This is a genomic window from Algoriphagus machipongonensis, from assembly GCF_000166275.1.
In the GTDB taxonomy this organism is placed as follows: domain Bacteria; phylum Bacteroidota; class Bacteroidia; order Cytophagales; family Cyclobacteriaceae; genus Algoriphagus; species Algoriphagus machipongonensis.
Window position 1 is genome coordinate 2,013,149 of the sequence record NZ_CM001023.1, and the last position, 19,115, is coordinate 2,032,263.

Genomic DNA, 19,115 nt, shown 5'->3' on the forward strand with positions numbered 1-19,115 from the left:
GTTTTGTCATCCTGCTTCTATAATAATTCATGAAAATTCAATTTGACTATATCAAAAGAAATTTAATCTTCCGATTTGATGCTGGAACCTCTAGAGGAGTATTGAAATCAAAAGAGGTTTTCTGGATAAAAGCATTTCAAAAAGATAAGCCAGAATTTATTGGGTGGGGGGAAGCCGCTCCCTTGGTGAAACTGAGTCCTGACGATAGACCAGATTTTGAAGAAATTCTATGTGCCTATTTGGCTAAACTAAGCAAACTTGATTGGGGAAGAGATGAGTTGTCCATTTTAAAGGCTATTTCTGAAGAGGTTCCTTTTAACCTACCAAGTATCAGATTTGCTTTCGAAACAGCAGTTTTAGATTTATTAAACGGTGGGATTAAGCGAATATTGAAAAATGATTTTTTTGATCATTTAAAACCCTTGCCGATCAATGGACTTATCTGGATGGGGGATGAGGGATTTATGAAGGATCAAATAGATCAAAAGTTGGAGGAGGGTTTTGCTTGTATAAAAATGAAGATCGGAGCGATCGATTTTGGGCAAGAGCTGGAGCTTCTTCAATACATCAGATCTAATTATGGGCCGGAAGAGGTGACTTTGCGTGTGGACGCGAATGGAGCTTTTGCCCCAGATGAAGCTCTTGGGAAATTACAAAGACTCTCTTCATTATCACTTCATAGTATTGAGCAACCAATTGTAGCCGGACAAGTTGATGCTATGGCGGAATTATGCCTTCAGACTCCATTACCTATCGCATTAGACGAAGAGTTGATCGGCGTGAAAGAAAAGGGATTGCTTTTAGATCAGATAAAACCGCAATTCATCATTCTTAAGCCAAGCTTGCTAGGAGGCATTAAAGAGGCCCGGGAGTGGATTCAAGAGGCCGAGGAGAGAGAAATTGGCTGGTGGATGACTTCCGCTTTGGAAAGTAATGTAGGGCTGAATGCGATTACTCAATTGACTAGTCAATATAAGCCTGACTTGCCCCAGGGTCTTGGTACCGGAAAATTATTTGAAAATAATCTAGCATCTCCCCTTATGGTAAGCAGTGGGCAGATTAACTATAATCCGAAAATTTTCTGGGAGCAACCTTCTTAATCAGGTAATTGAAATAAGTATACTGGTTTATTGATTTCCACTTTCCAAGGGGTCTTTGAAAGCTTGCCATCCTCTGGATTTCTCTTGAATACGACCACATCATTGCTTGCTTGGTGTGCGGCTAATAGGTATTCACCATCTTTAGTGAAATTAAAATTTCTAGGCATAATTCCACCCGAGGGGATGTTTTGAATTCGCTCATATTCTCCACCGGCGTTCTTTAGAAAAACCGAAATGGTATTGGCGTCACCTCTATTGGAGGCATAAACATTTTGTCCGTCAGGAGTAACTCGCACTTCTGCCGCTCCTACATCTCCTGTAAATCCTTCATCCAATAAAGAAAGGCGTTGTTTTAAAGTGAATGTGTCTTCTTTAAAATCATAAATTTCTAGCATAGCTGTAAGCTCTTGTACAACAAAGACTGTGTTTCCATCATTGGAAAATGTCAAGTGTCTAGGGCCATCACCAGGGCTTTGATCATACTCAGCTACCAATGAAAGAAGTGTATCGCTTTCAGGGGAAACTTTATAATTATAGATTTTGTCTGTTCCCAAATCAGCTACCAATAGACGATCTCCTGAGGGGTTGAAAACTGTACTATGAACATGAGGAGAATTTTGTCTTGCCTCATTAATGCTACTTCCTTCATGTTGTATGGTTTGAAGTAACTTCAATGTTCCATCAGGTTCATTAGATAGAATGCTAAGGCTGCCTCCGGTGTAATTGGCTGCGGCTATAAACTTCTCATTTGGGGACATTCCGATATAGCATGGATGATCCCCTCCTGAAGAAGCTTTGGAAAGCATGTTCAGTTTCATCGTATTTTTATCAAAACTAAAGCTGACAATATCACCACCTCCTTCTCCAGCAGTTTCCTCTAGGGTAAAAACTCTATCTGCATCTCTAGTAGCAATGACAAAAGAGGGGTTTTGGATGTCTGGGCTTAAAACTTTAGCGGAAATAGAGTCTTCTTCTGGCGAAAATCTAAGTATATTAAGTCCTTGTTGAGGCCCATCAGTATAAGTTCCTACTAAAAATAAATAGTTCTTGGGGGCTTTGGTCATTTTGTTTTCAGAGGGTTTTGAACAAGCTGTAAAAAGCAATGTGATTGAAGCAAGAGCTATTAGTATTTTCATAATGGGAAGATAGGAAATTATCGGATGTTTAATTATTGCTTGATATTTTGAATTTTCTCAAATAAAATGGAAATAATTAAACGATTTGCCTTTTCTGTTATTGAATAGGCAAATAATTGGGTAAAACATAGAATTTTTTTTAATTTAGTATGCTTTAAAAAAAACAAACCCTAATGCATAAAACCTATGATACCGAAGTCGCTAAGCGATTTACAATTTACAACAGTCTATTTTTAGATCTTCCATTTGATGACATTTATAGGACAGGTACTTTGTTGCCAATCCTTGGCACAGCCTGTCAAAAAGGTTTTCAAAATGGTTTGACTCCAAAAGAAATCATTCATGGATTTTTTGAGGAGATGATGGCTGGAAACTCAAAAACCGAACAAAATAATCTTCTTTTTAAGATGATTCAATATGTCGAGCGACAAGTCGTTTTGTTTGACTCCATTGAAGACGCCGCTTATGAGAAGATAAACGATCTTTCAGGAAAAGGATCGATCAAGGCATTAATAGATCGTGCAGATAATGATCATAAAAGAGAAGCTTTGATTGAAAAATTGAAGTCGTTCTCTGTAAGATTAACTTTAACTGCTCACCCAACACAGTTTTATCCGGGTAGCGTTTTGGGGATTATTACAGATCTAGAAAATGCGATTAGATCAGATGATATCGGAAAAATAAACCTATTGTTAAAGCAGTTGGGTAAAACCGGATTTATCAATAGAGAGAAGCCGAGCCCTTATGAAGAGGCGGTCAGCTTGATCTGGTTTTTGGAAAATGTATTTTACCAAAGTATCTCGGACATCATGATCCGTTTACTCTCCAGTTTAGATATTCCGCTTCATACTTGGGACAACCCAGGATTATTGAAGATCGGATTTTGGCCAGGAGGAGATAGAGATGGAAATCCATTTGTGACTCATGAAACTACTGTTAAGGTAGCTGAAAGACTTCAGAAATGGATATTAAGGTGTTATTACAGAGATTTAAGGAAGATCAAAAGAAGATTGACTTTCAAACATGTGGAAGATAAAGTTCTGACAATAGAGCGCAATATCTATAATACTCTATTCGAAGATCAAGCTGTTTACACCTCAAAAGAGCAGTTATTGGATGACCTTATTGAAGTGAGGGATTCTTTAATTCAATACCATAATTCCATGTTTGTGGATGTTTTGGATCAGTTTATCCTAAAAGTGAAAATTTTCGGTTTACACTTTGCCTACATGGATGCTCGTCAGGACAGTAGAAAACATGATAGTCTTTGGGAGGAAATATTTTCTATTCAGGGGATCAATTGGAAAGAAACTGAGGACGATCAAATAGAGCAAATCATGGGGGTTGAAAGTCTCCCAGATTTAGAGAAGTTTCAAGATGATTTTCACATTGAAATGTTAAAGACATTTGGGGTGATCAGAACAGTGCAGAACTCGAATGGAGAAGATGCACTTCATCGATATATCATCTCAAACTGTCAGTCTAGAAAGCATTTATTAGAAGTTTATAAGCTGGCAAAGTTAACGGTCGGAAAAGAAGAGAAGCAGTTGCCATTGGATATTGTACCTCTTTTCGAAACAATTGATGATTTGGCTGAAGCGCCAGGAATTATGACTTCGCTGTATCAAATGCCAGAATATAGAGCCCACTTGGCTAGTAGGGGAAATAAGCAGACGATTATGCTTGGATTCTCTGATGGAACCAAGGATGGTGGATACCTTCAGGCTAACTGGTCAATTCTTAGAGCAAAAGAAGAGCTCACCAGAGTTTCAAGAGAGAATGACATAGAAGTGGTATTCTTCGATGGTAGAGGAGGACCTCCTGCAAGAGGTGGTGGAAACATGCATAATTTCTATGCTTCTCTAGGAGAAAAAGTTGAGAACTCCGAAATACAGGTGACTATCCAAGGTCAAACTATTTCTGCCAATTATGGTAAGCAGGCTTCATGTACTTATAATTTCGAACAACTGTTGAGTGCAGGTTTGGAAAACCACCTATACTCAGACAGTGAAAATAATTTGGATGAGAAGCAGAGAGCTTTAATAGAAGAACTCTCCTCTGTGGCCTATGAATCTTACAAGGACTTCAAAAGTCACCCAAAATTTGTCCCTTATTTAGAACATGTTACGCCCTTAAAATACTTCGGGATGACCAATATTGGCTCCAGACCATTGAAAAGAGGGAAAGGTGGAGGATTGAAGTTTGAGGACTTACGAGCTATCCCATTTGTAGGTAGCTGGGCTCAGATGAAGCAAAATATTCCTGGTTTCTATGGAGTAGGGACTGCTATCGATAAGTTGGAATCAGAAGGCCGCATCGATGAGGTAAGAAAGCTTTATAAAAATAGCCTTTTCTTTAGAGCGTTGCTGGGTAATTCCATGCAGTCATTGAATAAGTGTTTTTACCCTGCCACAGCTTACTTAAAGGATAATGAAGCTTATGGTCAATTCTGGGAAATTATGTACGCAGAATACCATAAATCGATTGATAAATTGAAGTTAGTGTCTGAGATGGACGAGTTGATGGGTGATAACCAAGTCAGCAAAAAGTCAATTGCTATCAGAGAAAAAATCGTATTACCTCTTATTACCATTCAGCAATATGCCATTCAAACCATGTTGGAAACTGGACAGAACTCCGAGCTCCTTCAGAAGTTGATTCTTCGTAGTATGTTTGGTATCATCAATGCAGCAAGGAATGCCGCATAATTGAGGAGAAAGTTTAAAAATAGAAAAGCCCTGATTCCATTTGGAATCAGGGCTTTTGTTTTTACTCTAAGAACTCTTATTGAGAAATCAAACCATCTTTGATCATCTGAGTAACTACCAATTCAGAAAATGATTTAGAGAATGTTTCTACAGAAGAGGGATTAGTAGATTCTGACTGAGCAGACCAAACCAATTTTTGTGTATCTACATCGTATAAGTTGATTTCCAAATAGTAATTTTTGTCAGTAGCATAATACCCTGGGTTATACATTACTGGGTTATAGTAAGAGTAATAACCATAAAAATTACCATAATAACCGCCAAATCCCATTGGGTAATAAGAAGTAGAGCCAGGAACATATCTGGTTTCACTTGTTTGATCCAACAAAGCAACGGTCATGATAGCATCGCTGCCACCATCTTTTATTGCCTTTACAGTTGCTGCTTTATTATCCTCTGTGGCTTTAAATCCTGGAGGAATTATATCAAAGCTACTTGATGCTGTTACTCCTCTTGCTTGCAACATGGCGTCTATGTCATTCTCAATAGTTTGTCTTGCCACTAAATTTTCAGTAATGGCAGTAACAAAGATGTTGTTATATGGCTCTGCAGGAGTATCTGGTCCAGTCCAGGAACCTAGGATTTTTGTAGATGGTGCACAGCCTGAAACCATGATCAAGACTAAAAGTGCGCCGAATAAACTGCTTTTTTTCATATTAATAGTTGTTAGTATTTTTTAATTATCAATCTCTTTGAATAATTCTGCCACAGCAAATTTGATCGCTTCAGCTTTCTTCTCATCTTTTTTTGGAACTACCCTTTCTATGGTACCCACCCAAACAGCTTGAGTTGATTTAGAATCCACTAAGTGCATGGTAAGACTTCCTTCTCTATAGGTTCCAACAGGTATTTCCTCTACGCTCCATGTATACCTTCTTTGTCCAGTATACATAAATGGATCTGTGGCTAGGTTGGTTTCTCGAGTTTGAACTTTGTCTTCTACCACTAAACCCAAATTGATTTTTAATTCAGGATTGGGTGATTCAGACAGTCCTCGACTTTCCATAGCCTGCGATATTTCTTGTTTCAATAACTCCACGGCTTTTGCGAAATTAGGGTTATCGGGCTCTGATTCACTCACCTCAAAAAAGCCGAAGCTTTCATAGGCCGATAAATCAAAATCCTTATAACTGTCATTCTCGATTGTCACTAAAGATGAAGTACAGCTTCCAAGTAAGAAAAGGATTGGAAATAAGAATTGTAAACGAAAAGCTTTCATAGTGAAACTGATTTAAAAGATAGAAAATGAAATTTCTTATCTAAAATAAATTATCATTTTAAATAATATTTCAAGTCCAATAGTTTAGCGTTTTTCTTTATTCAGAGTTGACCTGTTTTTTTGTTTAGTTTATAAAAACTATTCCAATATTGAAGTTTAAATTGGATTGACCAACTAAATCTGAGCTTTCAAATCCCATGAGATATTTTGCTCCAATTCGAAACGCCATGTTAGCATTAGGTTGTATTAAGGTCCCAACTTCAGGTTTAATAGCAAATTGCCAATGAGTTTGATCAGAGGAGAAAATCCCCATATCTACTTTTCTTTGGCTTGCCATAGTACCAATTCCTACTCCTGCATATGGTCTTAAAATACCTGTTCTCAAAGCATAATAATTTGCATTGATCAAGATTGGCCAGCTGTGCTGATAGCGGTATTGTGTTCCCGAAAGTGAGGCAGTACCTTCTGTATACACTTTATCTTCTTCTTTTTTGTATAGTGTCGTGTGGCCTGCTTCTATTCCTACAGTCCAGTGAGGATCAATAAATTTTTGGTATTCGAAAACAAAACCTCTTCCAGAGACATTATCGATGAATTCTGAAGTATTTCCCATTGGAACAGTCACTGCATAGTTGAATGAGAAGAGAGAATTTTGAGCTTGGGCAAAAGACGAGATTGCCAAAACTAATATGAATGTTGCTAATAAATTTTTCATGTCTTATTTGGCTAGGTAAGGTGATTGTTCAAATGCTTGATCGATACTTGCGTCAACCCGGTTTTTAATACTACCTGCACTTCCTTCTAGAAGTCCATTGACCAAACCAGTCCATATAACAGGAATCTTGTCAGCAACAATTTCCTGATTAGGGGCAGTCATTTGCATCATCAGTGTTCCAGTCCTTACTCGAGAAACTTGTGGAGGATAATAACCTGGATAATACCATCCCCATCCTGGTCCCCAACCCGGGTAGAACCAGTTCCAATACCACCAGTCATAGTAGAAGTATATTTGGTCTGTCTGTGCTACAGTGGGCAAAATAATTAGGTCTGGACTGTTTCCTGAAGGAATCTCTGTATATCCCTTTTCATTCATGTTAAGACGAATGGCACTTAAAATATAGCCTGCAGCCACAGGATCTAAGTAATCTGGTTCGTCACCTGGATTAAGGTCAATAAAATCATCTGTAATAAGCACAACTTTATTTGGTAAGGAATAGGTTGTTTGACTGTTGAAATCAAAAGAGGCATCGTAGTTCGTGTATACAATGTCTAGCTCGTCAACGTACTCTGCACCATCTGGCTTACAAGATAGTGATAGCGCACCTAGCAACAGGATCGCTGTTAATTGGTAAAGTTTTCGTTTCATTTGGTTTTAATTGGAATTTTTAATTTTCATCTATAAAAGGAAGCTCTTGCTGCATCGCATTCCTAATTGTATTGTGGATGTAACTGTCTATTTGAAGGAATTTTGCGGCATCGAAAGCGCTAGTAGCTTTTTTAAATTTCTTGTAAAAACTCGAATGTAATTTAGTGAGTTGTAAATCATTTTTTAAGGTCCTTTTTGCCAAATCATCGGCTTCTATTTCACCAATGGAATCATACTCTTCTAAATAATCATTAATGATTTTCATTCGCTCACGAGAAAGCATTTTTCTTTTAGCTTCATATTCTTGATAGATTGTCCAAAAAGAAGGAGCTACCGCATCAGGTAAATCCATATAAGCATCAACAAGCATCTTTTTGTCCTTACCAAAAGTTTCTTGAATTAAGGTAATTTCATCATCAGCCGTCATTTCCTGAGCGAAGCCACTCAACGAAAAAAGGCATAAGAGCAAAATGAATGGTGTTTTTTGTTTTAACATGATAAAAATGATTTAGTGAAAGAACTACTCAAAAATACTATATCTTAATTGGAAATATTAGCATAAAACTAAGAAATTGACCTGAATTCACTAGTTTATAGCCTAAAAACATAAATTTTTAGAAGGATTCGTTGATATTTAAATAAAAACCTGAATTTCCTTTTCTTCCAAAACCGTAGTCCGCAGAAATTGTTGTTCTGTTTTCTTTGTTGATCATTACTCTTAAGCCAATACCATAAGCAGCGTTGATTTTCTCCATTAATTTTTCCTGTGTCATTTTACTTCCAAAAGAAGAAGCGTTAAAGAATAAAGTGCCGCCAAAAGTATCTTTCTCCTTTTGAAGAGGAAAGCGGTATTCTACCTCAGAATAAATCATGGATTCTCCCCTAAATCTACCTTGGGCATATCCTCGTCCAGATCTGCCAAACATATCATATCCTATGGAAGGTAAACTCATGTAAGGTAGGTTGCCGGAAACTAGAAAATTTCCATAGCCCCAAAGCGCTAAAAGATGTCTCTTTCTTTGATTATTTAAATTAAAATAATGTCTGTAATCTAACAATAGGGTAGACGAGGATTGGTCTGAACCCAAAAATTCAGGGTTGATTTTGTAGGAGATTAAAGCAAAATTTTTCTCATATGGAGAAACAGCCACATCCCTGTTTTCCATCACCGCATTTAAAGTAATTCCAGATAGGGTGTATTTTTCCAAATCAAACCCTAATTGATCATTATAGAAATCATGTGAAAATGTGAAATCTGGATTGATCTCATCATTTAGGAAATTGGTGATCTTACTAAATTTATCGAGATGGTATCCAGCACCTATGTAAAATTTAGAATCACTTATTCTTTTGAGAACTGTTTCATAAAAGCGAAACCAAGTGTAATCCATTTGCTGTTCTCCCCAATAAACTCCCGATTGGTTAGGGTTCTCTTCGGGCACGTTTGGAGAAGAGGCTCCTAGACCGAAAGTAGGCTGGGAAGTGATAAAGTATCTCCAGTCTCCCACCAAAACCCATTTGTCTTCGGATAGGAAGACATTGGATCTTGAACTGAAAATCCATTGTTTTTTTGTCGTGTATAAAAAGTTTCCAACAAGATTCGAAAGGTGGGTTGTTTCTTTGGTACCCATTCTCCAAGTGGCGGAAGGAGCTAACCCGAATAGCCAGCCGTTGGCTGGGTTGGAACCAATGGCTGGAAGTGGAATTAATTTAAACTCTCGAATCTGATTGGGTTTATATGTAACACTGTCTTGGCTATAAGAATTACTCTCAAAAAGGAAGTAACAAAAGAAGAGTATTACAAATTGTTTTTTCATCAGAAGGAGACATCGTATTGAAGACGGAATCGTAATTCATCACTTTGTGGAAGGGAAGTGTCTTCAAAAGTGAATTTTGTGATTTCTGTTGTTAATTTATTTTTATGACCTACAAAGAACCAGTTAAAAGCCAAAGCAAGTTCTTTTTGTTTATTTAAAGATATAGAAAGGTCTGGTCTTATTTCAGCATATCTCATTGCAATTTCAAGCGGTCTCGGCCAGAAATCAAAAACTTGATAAGGGAAATATCCTGCAGTCAAGTAATAACCTCCTAAGGTCGTGCTGCCACTATCTTCAAAGTTATCGACGATATTTTTTCTATGAAATTCACTTGAGAAAGAAAACCCTTTATAAATAAATGCACTCTCTATGTTGTATTGCTTTACAGAATACTGCCCATCATTGGTGCCTTCATAGCCTTCTAAATTACCACCCCCTGAGCTAGAAAACCGTGTGTATGGACTCGTATTCATGATTCCTGCAATAGCAATGATAGCTGCAGGTTTCTCTGAGATTTCTATATCGCCACCAGAGAATGGAACTTCTCTCCCAAACATGTTCCATTGAAATCTTCCAAAACGCATCAACTTGGAATCATCATTGAATCGAGCTCCTCTTCCTGTTCCAGTAAATACACCAAGCCAATAATCAAAATTTGCGGAACCGCCTCCATCTAAGTTACCGTAAATTGAAACCCCTTGCTGTCGATCTACTGTGAAAAATCTATTCAAGAGAGATCGATCCACCAACTGTTGATTACCACTACTGATAAAACGTTCTCTAGTGTACTCTACTTTCCATTGACCCGCTTTGAATTTTAACCAAGGATATTTCTCAAGCATGATACGAAAGTCCAATAAAATACTTTGGCCCATTTCATATTCGAAATAATACTTCATCCATTTCTGGTAAGCATGACCACCAACTTTCAATCTAGCCCTGTTAATCTTAAATAATTTCACATCTTGGTTGTTGAAATCATTAAAGGTAATGGGGTCCTGATCATCTGGGACTGCAAATCTAAACTGAAGCCTACTAGCTAATTGGAGTTCAAACTTTTCGTCAGCAGTAGAAAATACAAAACCTTTGGAGGTATGATTAATAAATTTTCTATTATCCTTAGAAACTACAGTTGTCGTATCTTTTTCTTGAGAAAATGATGGATTTCCAACAAGTAGAACAAATAGAAATAAGAAGATTTGAAATAGAGGGTGAGGTGATAATGCCCGGAAGAAACTCATTTGCAAATGATTGTTTGAAACATTCAAGGGCAAATGTCGGAAAAGCATAGAGAATATATCGAATTTCTCTATGCTTTTTTCAAAAGTTTAAATTTTGTTACCTAGATGCTTGCGGTAATCTAAATACTAAACCACCTTCCAGTCCAAACTGGTAAAGTGTACTGTAGGAAGAAAGTCCACCTCCGACTCCTCCTGTTCCAAAGTACAAGCCTCCACCAATTGCCTGGGTTGCTGAAAACAAAGAAGCTTGAACTCTAAAAGCGATATTTTCAGCAAGCCAAAAATTGGATCCTCCTCTGACATTCCAAGAGAACTTAGTAGCTGAATTTTCATTACCGTTATCTGGATTGTAAACATTGAAAATTCCCATTCCTATACCAGCACCTGCAAAGGGTTCGACAATTTCATTGACTGGGAAATATCTTGTTCCATTCAACATGATCCAGTTTATAGCCACATCAAAGTTGGTGTTTTGAATTTGACCTCCTAAAAAACCTCCATCTTGGTAGATGGTAGGGGCATTGGTGTCTTGTCTCAAATACTGAATTTCAATAGCGCCTCTATTAGGGATATGGTATTCAATTCCTCCACCCCAACGAAGACCATCTTGAATTTGTCCTTCATAATAAGAAGAGCTGGAATAATAGGAGTCTACTTTATCTTTAAAGATATAACCAGCGTAGGTATTGAGACGTAATTCCTGAGCTGAAGCAAAAGCTGATATGGTCACGAACAATAAAAATAGGGTCAACTTTTTCATAAATAATAATTTAGGTGCTTTTCTGAAACGATGTGTTAATTTTAGTTTAAAATCTTGTAATTCTAAAATTTGTATTTGATTTTATTAATATTTTTTGATTTACTTGAGATATAACGATACCTAGATAAAATCTATATTAAAATTTCTTGGCGAAATTTTAGTTAGTTTAATATTCTAATTTCGACTTTCCGATCATTTTTAACAGAACCTTTGGTGCTTCCTCTAATGATGAGTCCTCCATTATTCTTTAATATCCTGTCTTCAGATATTTGAAATTTGGAGGTTAAAATTTCAGTAACAGATTCAACCCGTTTTTCTGTAATTTTTAAATTATAAGAGATTGAGCCTGTGTTATCAGCAAAACCAATCAGTTCTACTTTTACCTCAGGATTATTTGTTAAATATTCAATTACTGGATCCAGTTTTTGAATCTCTTCTTCACTCGGTTCTGTCATATTAATGTCAAAATAAAGTTCGACCTTACTAGAGCTGAGGAATTGAGGAGTTGGTTTTTCAATTTCTACCGTATCAATTACAGGCGGGATATTTCTAAGGCTGTCAATCAACATAGAATCCAACGCTATTTTAGCCAATAAAGCAGAGTCATAAGCCGCTTGAGCTGCTGCTTCTTTTTTGTCACCACTGTTATTGATGGCCGAAGTTGCAGCTGCTGTTCCCCCAATCAATAATGCATCTTTCAGAAGTTCGTTGTTTTTCTTCTCAAGCTTTTCCTGTTTCTTTCTATTCTTTTCAAGTTTCTTTGCCGTCTTATCATCTATCCCATCGGTATTTATTAATACCTCTTGAGGATCTTCTTCATTATCCCTGTTTCTAGCTCTAGAATTTTCCTCTTCTTCTGTCGGGATTTTGGAGGCAAATGCCATCAACATTGCTGAATCTCTTTTTGCTTGGGCTTGCAACATTTCTGACCTGAATTTTTCTAACTCTTCATCAAATTCCTCTTTGGTAAACGTTTCTTCAGAAGAATTTTGCTTTAAGGCTTGCTGATTTTGAGATGAATCCAACTGAAATACAGTTTCATTTCCTGCAGAATATAGAATTCTGCTTACTTGCCCTGGGTAAATAATTAACTCTCGCATCTGTGACGCAGAATCTAATGCCAATTGCTCGGGAGAGCTGGAATTTTGGAGATTCCTTAAAGAGTCAATTTTAAAGTCGTTTTCATTTAATTGACTGTTTAAAACTGACATTCTTTCCAGGGCAATAGATTTTTCACTTTCAAAATTTGAAATTCTTGCCTCTCTGATAGATTCATCTACTGAAGTGTCTCTCTCTGCAAGAGCTAATATCTCATCAAGACCATTTAAATCGTTTTGGGTCTCATTAATGGAAAGTTGAAGCGTATCACTAATGCCAAGCAAAGAATCTAATTCTGTTTGAATTTGAACCAACTGGGTTGAGTCTGCGACAAATCCCAAATTATTGCTTTTGGAATCCGATGGAAGTTGGATGACAGTAAAATAATTGTTGGTCACACCAGGTACCAGTGCCTCTCTTTCCATTTCTGCTTCTTTTTCAAATTTGTTTTGAGCCAGTTGGGTGGGAGTGTAAGTGTATCTCTGAGTAATAACAGGAGGGTTAAAAGCTTCTTTATTGGCACCAAAACTAAATTTTATCCCAACCCCATGATAAATATACCAATCACCTCGGCCATTAGGATCTCCTCTATAGGGATTTTCAACTGTAGGTACATTGGTTCCAGGGAGTGCGGCATATTCTTGAAAGCTGTTATCGTAGTTCGTTCGATAGACACCCGAAACATCATCCAAATAGTCTGTTGCTGCCCTCTTGAAATCTGATTGTGCAAAAAGTTCTAAAGACTTTGTAATTCTAAACCTAAATCCTAAACCCACATTTGCATACAAAGTTGCATTTCTATATCCATTCGGATTTTCGGTATATAAATCAGATAATTCAGTTTCAAAGGTTCCATCGGGTATGGTGTTGACATTTGAATAATCATATTGATTTCCATTTGCATCTAGCAAATCACCATAGACATTAAAAGTTTGAACACCCGCTCCAATAGTTAGGTAAGGAGCAAAGAATGACTTACCTGAAAGTAACCAATTGTTATCCGGTTTAATTACAAAGGAAAGTCCTGCATCAAAAAGATCGGTTTGGAAATTTAAAGCTCTGTCAAAATTGGGGCTTTCGGTAAAAAGTGTACCATCATTTTTGACGAATCTATCGCCCGAGCCAAACTGGTAACTTCCTACAGACATCATTAAACCCACGGATTTCCCAAGGGCGTACTCTAATGAGAATTGATAGGAAAATTGATCTGAGTACGTATTGTACTTCTTATAAAGCTTTGTAAAGTTTTGAAAGTTATTTACATCTAAAGGTTTGATGTCTCCCAAGTAGTTGGTTGATCCAAAGCTCATTCCAACCCTCCATTTGTTGCCATAAAGCTGTGCTTTAGCCGAAGAAGCAATGAAAAGCACAATTATTATTGTCAGTAACTTTTTCATTTGCTTACTTTTTATTTCTAAAACCTAACCACAATCTAAACTCGAGACTAGCACCAATAAAAGGTTGGAAGCTATTCACATTTGTACCACCAATTTTCTCAGTCGTAATAAATGTGCCTCCTGCATTGAGTCTGATAATTCTAAAAAAATTATACCCTAAACCAACATAAATGGGTCTTTCGATAATTGGCCCTGATATTTTCTCATTTAAGCTATTCTCCATTCTGCCGGAAACAAAAACACCGGTAGAAACAGATAGATTATTCATGAATTTGGCAAATGTCCTGTTTCCCAAAGGAAAGGAAACTCCCACATAGGGACTATGAACAAATTCTTGGTTTGGTAAACCTTTGCTGAGAGAAATACCTCCATATCCCAAATTGATTGGAATCGCATTATCTGTCTTTTCCGTAGGATAGTTTTCATAAGCTTCCTCATTTACCATGACAAGCATATTTGTACTTAGAAACTGACTTATCTCAGAGGAAATTATGTCGTTTAACTCTTGTAAGTATTGAGCTGCATACACTGCTCTAGCATTATCATTTTCTCCTACTCCTGTTGCATTGAATTTGGCCTTACCCATTTTCAATTTTCCTCTTTGTTCTAGCTTGCTCCTCGTGATATCACTAAAACCCTGAAATTGTTCTGCATTAGGTAATTCAAAGTAATAAGCACCCCGTTCTACAATCCTTTTCAAATTATTTAAAATCACGGGGTCAGATTCTGAAAAGTGAATTCCGCCTCTTTTAATACTAGTAATAGTACTTAAATAGGATTTTATATTCTGGCTGATTAGCCTTCTAACTTCTTCGATTTCCTCTTTACCAGCTACCTGATAAAAACTAACGTATAAATTATAGTTGGAATTTGATCTGAGTGGGTCGGCCAGCAATACTTCATAGGAACTTTCTTCAAAACCGAACGGAGCTGTCCAAAAGTAAGAAAAGGCTGATTTCTCAGATTTTTTGGTTTGGTAGATGGTGACTTTAACCATCTCTATTTTATCTGGAATCGCTCCTCTTATGTAGAATGGAACTTCTGAGGGTAAAGGATTACCTCCGTTGATTTTGTTATTGATCAAATCCAAATTGATCGTTTCAACCTGACCAAAAACCGAGGTTAACAAAAATAATCCTAGAGTAACTGAGAGTAAAAATCTTTTCATCGCAATCTAAGAGATTTAAATGTGCTAAAAGTATTACATCTAAAATTCAGAATCTTACAAAGGTGAGCTAAGTAAAAATTCTTTAAAGAATGTAAACATTTTTAGTGAAAAATAAACATTGAAATTCAACAAATGTTTATTTCAAAAGCGATTTTAGAATTTCTCTCTTGATAAATACGATTAAAAACCAGCTGATTAATCCGGCCAAAAAACCTATGACAGCACCAATAAAAATATCTGTAGGGTAGTGGACACCCAGATAGATTCTGGTATAGGAAATGATAGCAGCCCACAGGAAGAGCCATTTTAGGTGTTTAATTTTTTTCCCGATTTTTAGATTCAAAAAAGTGGCTATAGCAAAAGTATTAGCAGCATGGGAGGAAGCAAAGCCGTATAAACCACCACACCTTCCATAATTATGAATAATACCTTCCCAGCGTTCGTCATGACAAGGCCTCAATCTTTCGAAAAATGGCTTCATTAGTCCTGAGGTTGTTTGGTCAGCAATAAGGATTGCCAAGGCAACACCACCAAAAACCCACCAGCTGATTTTTGGATCTGAGCGATATATGAAAAATATCAAGAGACCATAAAATGGGATCCAGGTAATTGTTTCGGTAAGCTGAAACATAATGGGGTCAAGCCATTCCGCATGCAAGGAGTTTAGAAAAATAAACAGCTCCTCATCCCACTTTTTAAGGTTTTCTATCATGAGTTAAAAGTTAACCAATCAATTCCTTTACGGAGGTTATTTAAAGTGAAATTTTCTTGTGAACCAATCTCTGGTTGATGCATGTACTCCCACGAAGCATTAGGTGGCATACTCATCAATATACTTTCTGTTCTTCCATTGGTGTCTAATCCAAATTTTGTTCCTGCATCCCAAACTAAATTGAATTCTACATAGCGACCTCTTCTTAGGTTTTGCCAAGCTTTTTCCTGTAAACCATACGCTTTGTCTGCATTTTTACTCATGAAATGATTGTAAACTTTAGGAAAGAGTCGACCAATATTTAAACTAAAATCTAAAATTTTCTGGAATTCTGTATCTGAATTGGCTTTTAATTGATCGTAAAAAATCCCTCCAATACCTCGTGTTTCATTTCTATGCCTGATAAAGAAGTAATCATCCGCCCACTTTTTGTATTTATCATAGGCTTCAGAATAAAAGTTGTCGCAGACATTTTTGACCTCTTGATGAAAGAATTTTGCATCCTCAATGTCTATGTAATGTGGGGTTAGGTCTATTCCTCCACCAAACCAGTGAACTCCATTATCCATTTCAAAATAACGGATATTCATATGGATGATTGGGACCAAAGGACTTTTTGGATGTAGTACGATGGAAACTCCCGTTGCATAAAAGTTGGCTTTTTCCAATTTGAGTTTTGCCAATATTTTCTCTGGAGTGGGTCCATGAACGGCTGAAAATGCCACGCCTCCTTTTTCAATTATTTTTCCATTTTCAAAAATTCGGGTTCTACCTCCTCCACCTCCATCACGAGACCATTTATCTTCTTTAAACTTACCTTGTCCATCTCCAAGCTCCAATTGCTCACATATGTGATCTTGAATCCCTTGATAAATTTCAGCGATTTCTTCTTTACTTTTTCTAGGCATTTTCTTGATTAAAATGGATATCCAATCCCAAAGTTAAAAACTGTTTGACCTTTTTCACCTAAAGGTCTTTTAAAACTTATGTTGTCCAAAATCCAACGCTCCCCTTCGGGTCTTGCTGGATCGATGGCTTTGGTAGCCATATCCAATCGGATGATGAGAAAATCAAAGTCCATTCTCAGTCCAATACCGGTTCCCACGGCTATTTCTTTATAAAAACGATCATATCGGAAATCAGAGCCAGGTCTTGAAGGTTCCACTCCAATGTTCCAGGAGTTTCCAGCATCGATAAATAATGCCATATCAAAATAGCCTACGAGTTTTCTTCGATATTCAAGCATTGTTTCAAATAGCATTTCTGCAGGTTGCTCAAATCTATAATCGAAATAGCCGGATTCTGTCAGAGGTGGGGTGTAGCTACCTGGACCAAGTCGTCTTGCTTGCCATGCGCGAATACTGGTTCCACCCCCTGCAAAGAAATACTTCTCATAAGGTAGAATCCCATTACTTACTCCGTAGGGTTGGGCAATTCCGAAATTCAAACGGTAGGCGATCGTTTGCTTATTATCGATAGGAATATACTTTCGGAAATCAGCTTGGAATTTAAGCCACTGAAATCTTCCTAAATCAGTTTCATCATTATTGTCCTCAACATTCAGAAAATTGAGGGTAGTACCACCACTTTCTGCAAAGAGTTTTAATAAAGACGCACTGTTTGTTGCAAATTCTCCATACCTATTGAAGTTGATAATGGTCTGACCTGAAATACTACTGACAATGGATGGTAAAAATGACCAGATTAGGTTGTTTCCCTGTTCCACTAAATCGACAAGCACATCAAAGAATTCATCTGTAATCTTAGGCGTGCGGATATAATTAATATCTGCTAAATTTAAGGTAAACTGTTGTCGGTTACTTGTGGTCGCCCATGTATAGGAAATTAATCCGTTCAAACCAGAACGGGTGTATTCTGGCCTATTGGTGTAATTGTAACCTATTAGAGTCCGGGTGTTTGGGTTGTATTTACCGTATTTTTCTAAACTTTTAGGAAAGAAAGGAATAAGGAATCTTGGGAAAATGACAGAGGCCGAAGTTCCCAATTCTTTACTTTGATAAACCCCTTGGTCCGTAGCAGAGGCAACACCTTCTAAACCTGCTCGGAAGTTAAACTCCAGGATTTCTCCTGCTCTGAAGAAGTTTCTGTTTCTCAAAGATGCCGAGAAGAATGGCCCTGGTAATTGTTCCGTTATGCTAAGTCCCAGTTGGTTGGTTAATTGGTATTTCTGGTTGGGTTGTGTGATTATTTTGGCTGTCAATGAGGTGTTGAGTGTGTCAAAAGAAATGTTCACAAACCGAAATAGGTCCAGGTTGTTTAATTGCCTTTGGGACTGGAGGACTTTTGAGCGATTATATCTTTCTCCTTTGTTTAAAAATACCCGAGAGGAGAGGATTTTTTCAGAAAACCGATCTCGATAAAAGGAGAAATCAATGTCTCTATATTGCTTGGAGACCTTTTCATCCTCAAAAATGTTAGCACCGGGATTTACTCTGAAATAGATAGAATCAATGGTGTATACTTCATGAATATCTGTAAAAGTGGGTTTCCTGATTAATTCTTCTATGACCACGGTTTTCTTACTGGTGTCTTGGAAGACATTGTATTCAATAAAGGATTTTGAAAACATGAAAAACCCGTTGTTCTTCAAGAGATCTTCCAGGCGGTTTCTTTCGGCTACTATTTTATCTTGGTCGTAATTAGTGTTGACTTGGAGCTCACTATTTGAAGAATTAATCAATTTTAGAATTTCTTCATTTTCAGATCTAACATAAACTGAATCAATGGTGTAAGGCTGGTTCTCTATAACTTTATAGGTTACAAATGCTTTTTTCTTTTTTGTTCTTACCTCATATTCCACTTTTGCATCCATATATCCCTTATTGAAAAGGTAGTTGCTCATTTCAGTGGTAGATAAAACGGTTTTTGAACTATCTAAAATAGTGGCCGGGTTTCCGGTTCGCATTAAAAAGTTACCGAACTCTTGTTTTTTTTCCAGGTTTTCGACTTTAGTCTCCAGCTTTTCCTGTTTCTTAATCAATTTTCCATCATCAGGGTTCTCAGATCTTCTTTGGCTAATTAGCTGAAGTTCTTCTCTTTTTTCATCAAGTTTTGCATCTACTTTGGCGCTGTCATAAAAGGATTGGCCTAAGCGATAAATATTGACACCTAAAGAATAATCAAATACAGGGATAATGGTATTAGGTTCTTGAATGATCAAGGGGTTAAGGTCATCTTTATTAGTTTGTTCTACTCCCTCCAATTCATTTTCATAGAGTAGAAATTTTCCATCGGGTATTCGCTTGGTAACAGAACATGCTGCCAAGGCAATTAGGGCACAGATAAAAAGTATATATTTGGTGAATTTCAAAT

At 37.0% G+C, this 19,115-nt stretch carries 16 protein-coding genes; 2 read left to right on the forward strand and 14 right to left on the reverse strand.

All coding sequences use genetic code 11. The features are described 5' to 3' along the window. The first annotated feature begins 29 nt into the window (after positions 1 to 29). A complete protein-coding gene (locus tag ALPR1_RS08515; RefSeq protein ID WP_008199956.1) occupies positions 30 to 1,100 on the forward strand; it encodes an o-succinylbenzoate synthase in 1,071 nt (356 codons plus the stop codon). Here the strand turns inward: ALPR1_RS08515 and ALPR1_RS08520 are convergent. Beyond that, the gene (locus ALPR1_RS08520; protein WP_008199958.1) at positions 1,097 to 2,236 is read right to left on the reverse strand and encodes a lactonase family protein; all 1,140 of its coding nucleotides are present in this window, start codon (positions 2,234 to 2,236) and stop codon (positions 1,097 to 1,099) included. The two genes, ALPR1_RS08515 and ALPR1_RS08520, sit on opposite strands and share 4 nt — an antisense overlap. A gap of 173 nt (positions 2,237 to 2,409) precedes the next feature. Between ALPR1_RS08520 and ALPR1_RS08525 the strand changes: the two genes are divergently transcribed. After that, complete coding sequence (locus tag ALPR1_RS08525) at positions 2,410 to 4,944, forward strand: phosphoenolpyruvate carboxylase (protein WP_008199959.1); 2,535 nt, start codon at positions 2,410 to 2,412, stop codon at positions 4,942 to 4,944. Between the two features lie 76 nt (positions 4,945 to 5,020). Here ALPR1_RS08525 and ALPR1_RS08530 read toward each other — a convergent pair whose 3' ends face one another. From ALPR1_RS08530 to tamL, 13 genes are all read right to left on the reverse strand, one after another. Further along, entirely contained in the window at positions 5,021 to 5,659 is a 639-nt protein-coding gene (locus ALPR1_RS08530) for a hypothetical protein (RefSeq protein ID WP_008199961.1), read from the reverse strand. Positions 5,660 to 5,680: 21 nt separating this feature from the next. Continuing rightward, entirely contained in the window at positions 5,681 to 6,223 is a 543-nt protein-coding gene (locus ALPR1_RS08535) for a DUF4136 domain-containing protein (RefSeq protein WP_008199962.1), read from the reverse strand. Between the two features lie 124 nt (positions 6,224 to 6,347). Further along, positions 6,348 to 6,938, reverse strand: a complete 591-nt coding sequence (locus ALPR1_RS08540; protein WP_008199964.1) for an outer membrane beta-barrel protein — start codon at positions 6,936 to 6,938, stop codon at positions 6,348 to 6,350. Positions 6,939 to 6,941: 3 nt separating this feature from the next. Next, on the reverse strand, positions 6,942 to 7,589 hold the full coding sequence (locus ALPR1_RS08545; RefSeq protein WP_008199966.1) for a DUF4136 domain-containing protein: 648 nt from the start codon (positions 7,587 to 7,589) through the stop codon (positions 6,942 to 6,944). Positions 7,590 to 7,608: 19 nt separating this feature from the next. Continuing rightward, a complete protein-coding gene (locus ALPR1_RS08550) occupies positions 7,609 to 8,085 on the reverse strand; it encodes a hypothetical protein (protein WP_008199967.1) in 477 nt (158 codons plus the stop codon). A gap of 118 nt (positions 8,086 to 8,203) precedes the next feature. Further along, positions 8,204 to 9,406: a BamA/TamA family outer membrane protein gene (locus ALPR1_RS08555; protein ID WP_008199969.1), complete on the reverse strand. Its 1,203-nt coding sequence runs from the start codon at positions 9,404 to 9,406 to the stop codon at positions 8,204 to 8,206. Continuing rightward, positions 9,406 to 10,647: a porin gene (locus ALPR1_RS08560; protein ID WP_040303406.1), complete on the reverse strand. Its 1,242-nt coding sequence runs from the start codon at positions 10,645 to 10,647 to the stop codon at positions 9,406 to 9,408. The genes ALPR1_RS08555 and ALPR1_RS08560 overlap by 1 nt, the downstream gene beginning before the upstream one ends. A gap of 97 nt (positions 10,648 to 10,744) precedes the next feature. Then, on the reverse strand, positions 10,745 to 11,407 hold the full coding sequence (locus ALPR1_RS08565) for an outer membrane beta-barrel protein (protein ID WP_008199973.1): 663 nt from the start codon (positions 11,405 to 11,407) through the stop codon (positions 10,745 to 10,747). Between the two features lie 161 nt (positions 11,408 to 11,568). Then, the gene (locus tag ALPR1_RS20270) at positions 11,569 to 13,902 is read right to left on the reverse strand and encodes an OmpA family protein (RefSeq protein ID WP_008199974.1); all 2,334 of its coding nucleotides are present in this window, start codon (positions 13,900 to 13,902) and stop codon (positions 11,569 to 11,571) included. A gap of 4 nt (positions 13,903 to 13,906) precedes the next feature. Then, positions 13,907 to 15,070, reverse strand: a complete 1,164-nt coding sequence (locus ALPR1_RS08575; RefSeq protein ID WP_040302676.1) for a hypothetical protein — start codon at positions 15,068 to 15,070, stop codon at positions 13,907 to 13,909. Positions 15,071 to 15,206: 136 nt separating this feature from the next. Continuing rightward, on the reverse strand, positions 15,207 to 15,782 hold the full coding sequence (locus ALPR1_RS08580; RefSeq protein ID WP_008199976.1) for a phosphatase PAP2 family protein: 576 nt from the start codon (positions 15,780 to 15,782) through the stop codon (positions 15,207 to 15,209). After that, positions 15,779 to 16,690, reverse strand: coding sequence for an oxygen-dependent coproporphyrinogen oxidase (hemF, locus tag ALPR1_RS08585; RefSeq protein ID WP_008199977.1), 912 nt, complete (start codon positions 16,688 to 16,690; stop codon positions 15,779 to 15,781). Before hemF ends, ALPR1_RS08580 begins: the two co-directional genes overlap by 4 nt. A gap of 8 nt (positions 16,691 to 16,698) precedes the next feature. Continuing rightward, entirely contained in the window at positions 16,699 to 19,113 is a 2,415-nt protein-coding gene (gene tamL / locus ALPR1_RS08590) for a translocation and assembly module lipoprotein TamL (RefSeq protein WP_008199978.1), read from the reverse strand. Positions 19,114 to 19,115: the final 2 nt, after the last annotated feature.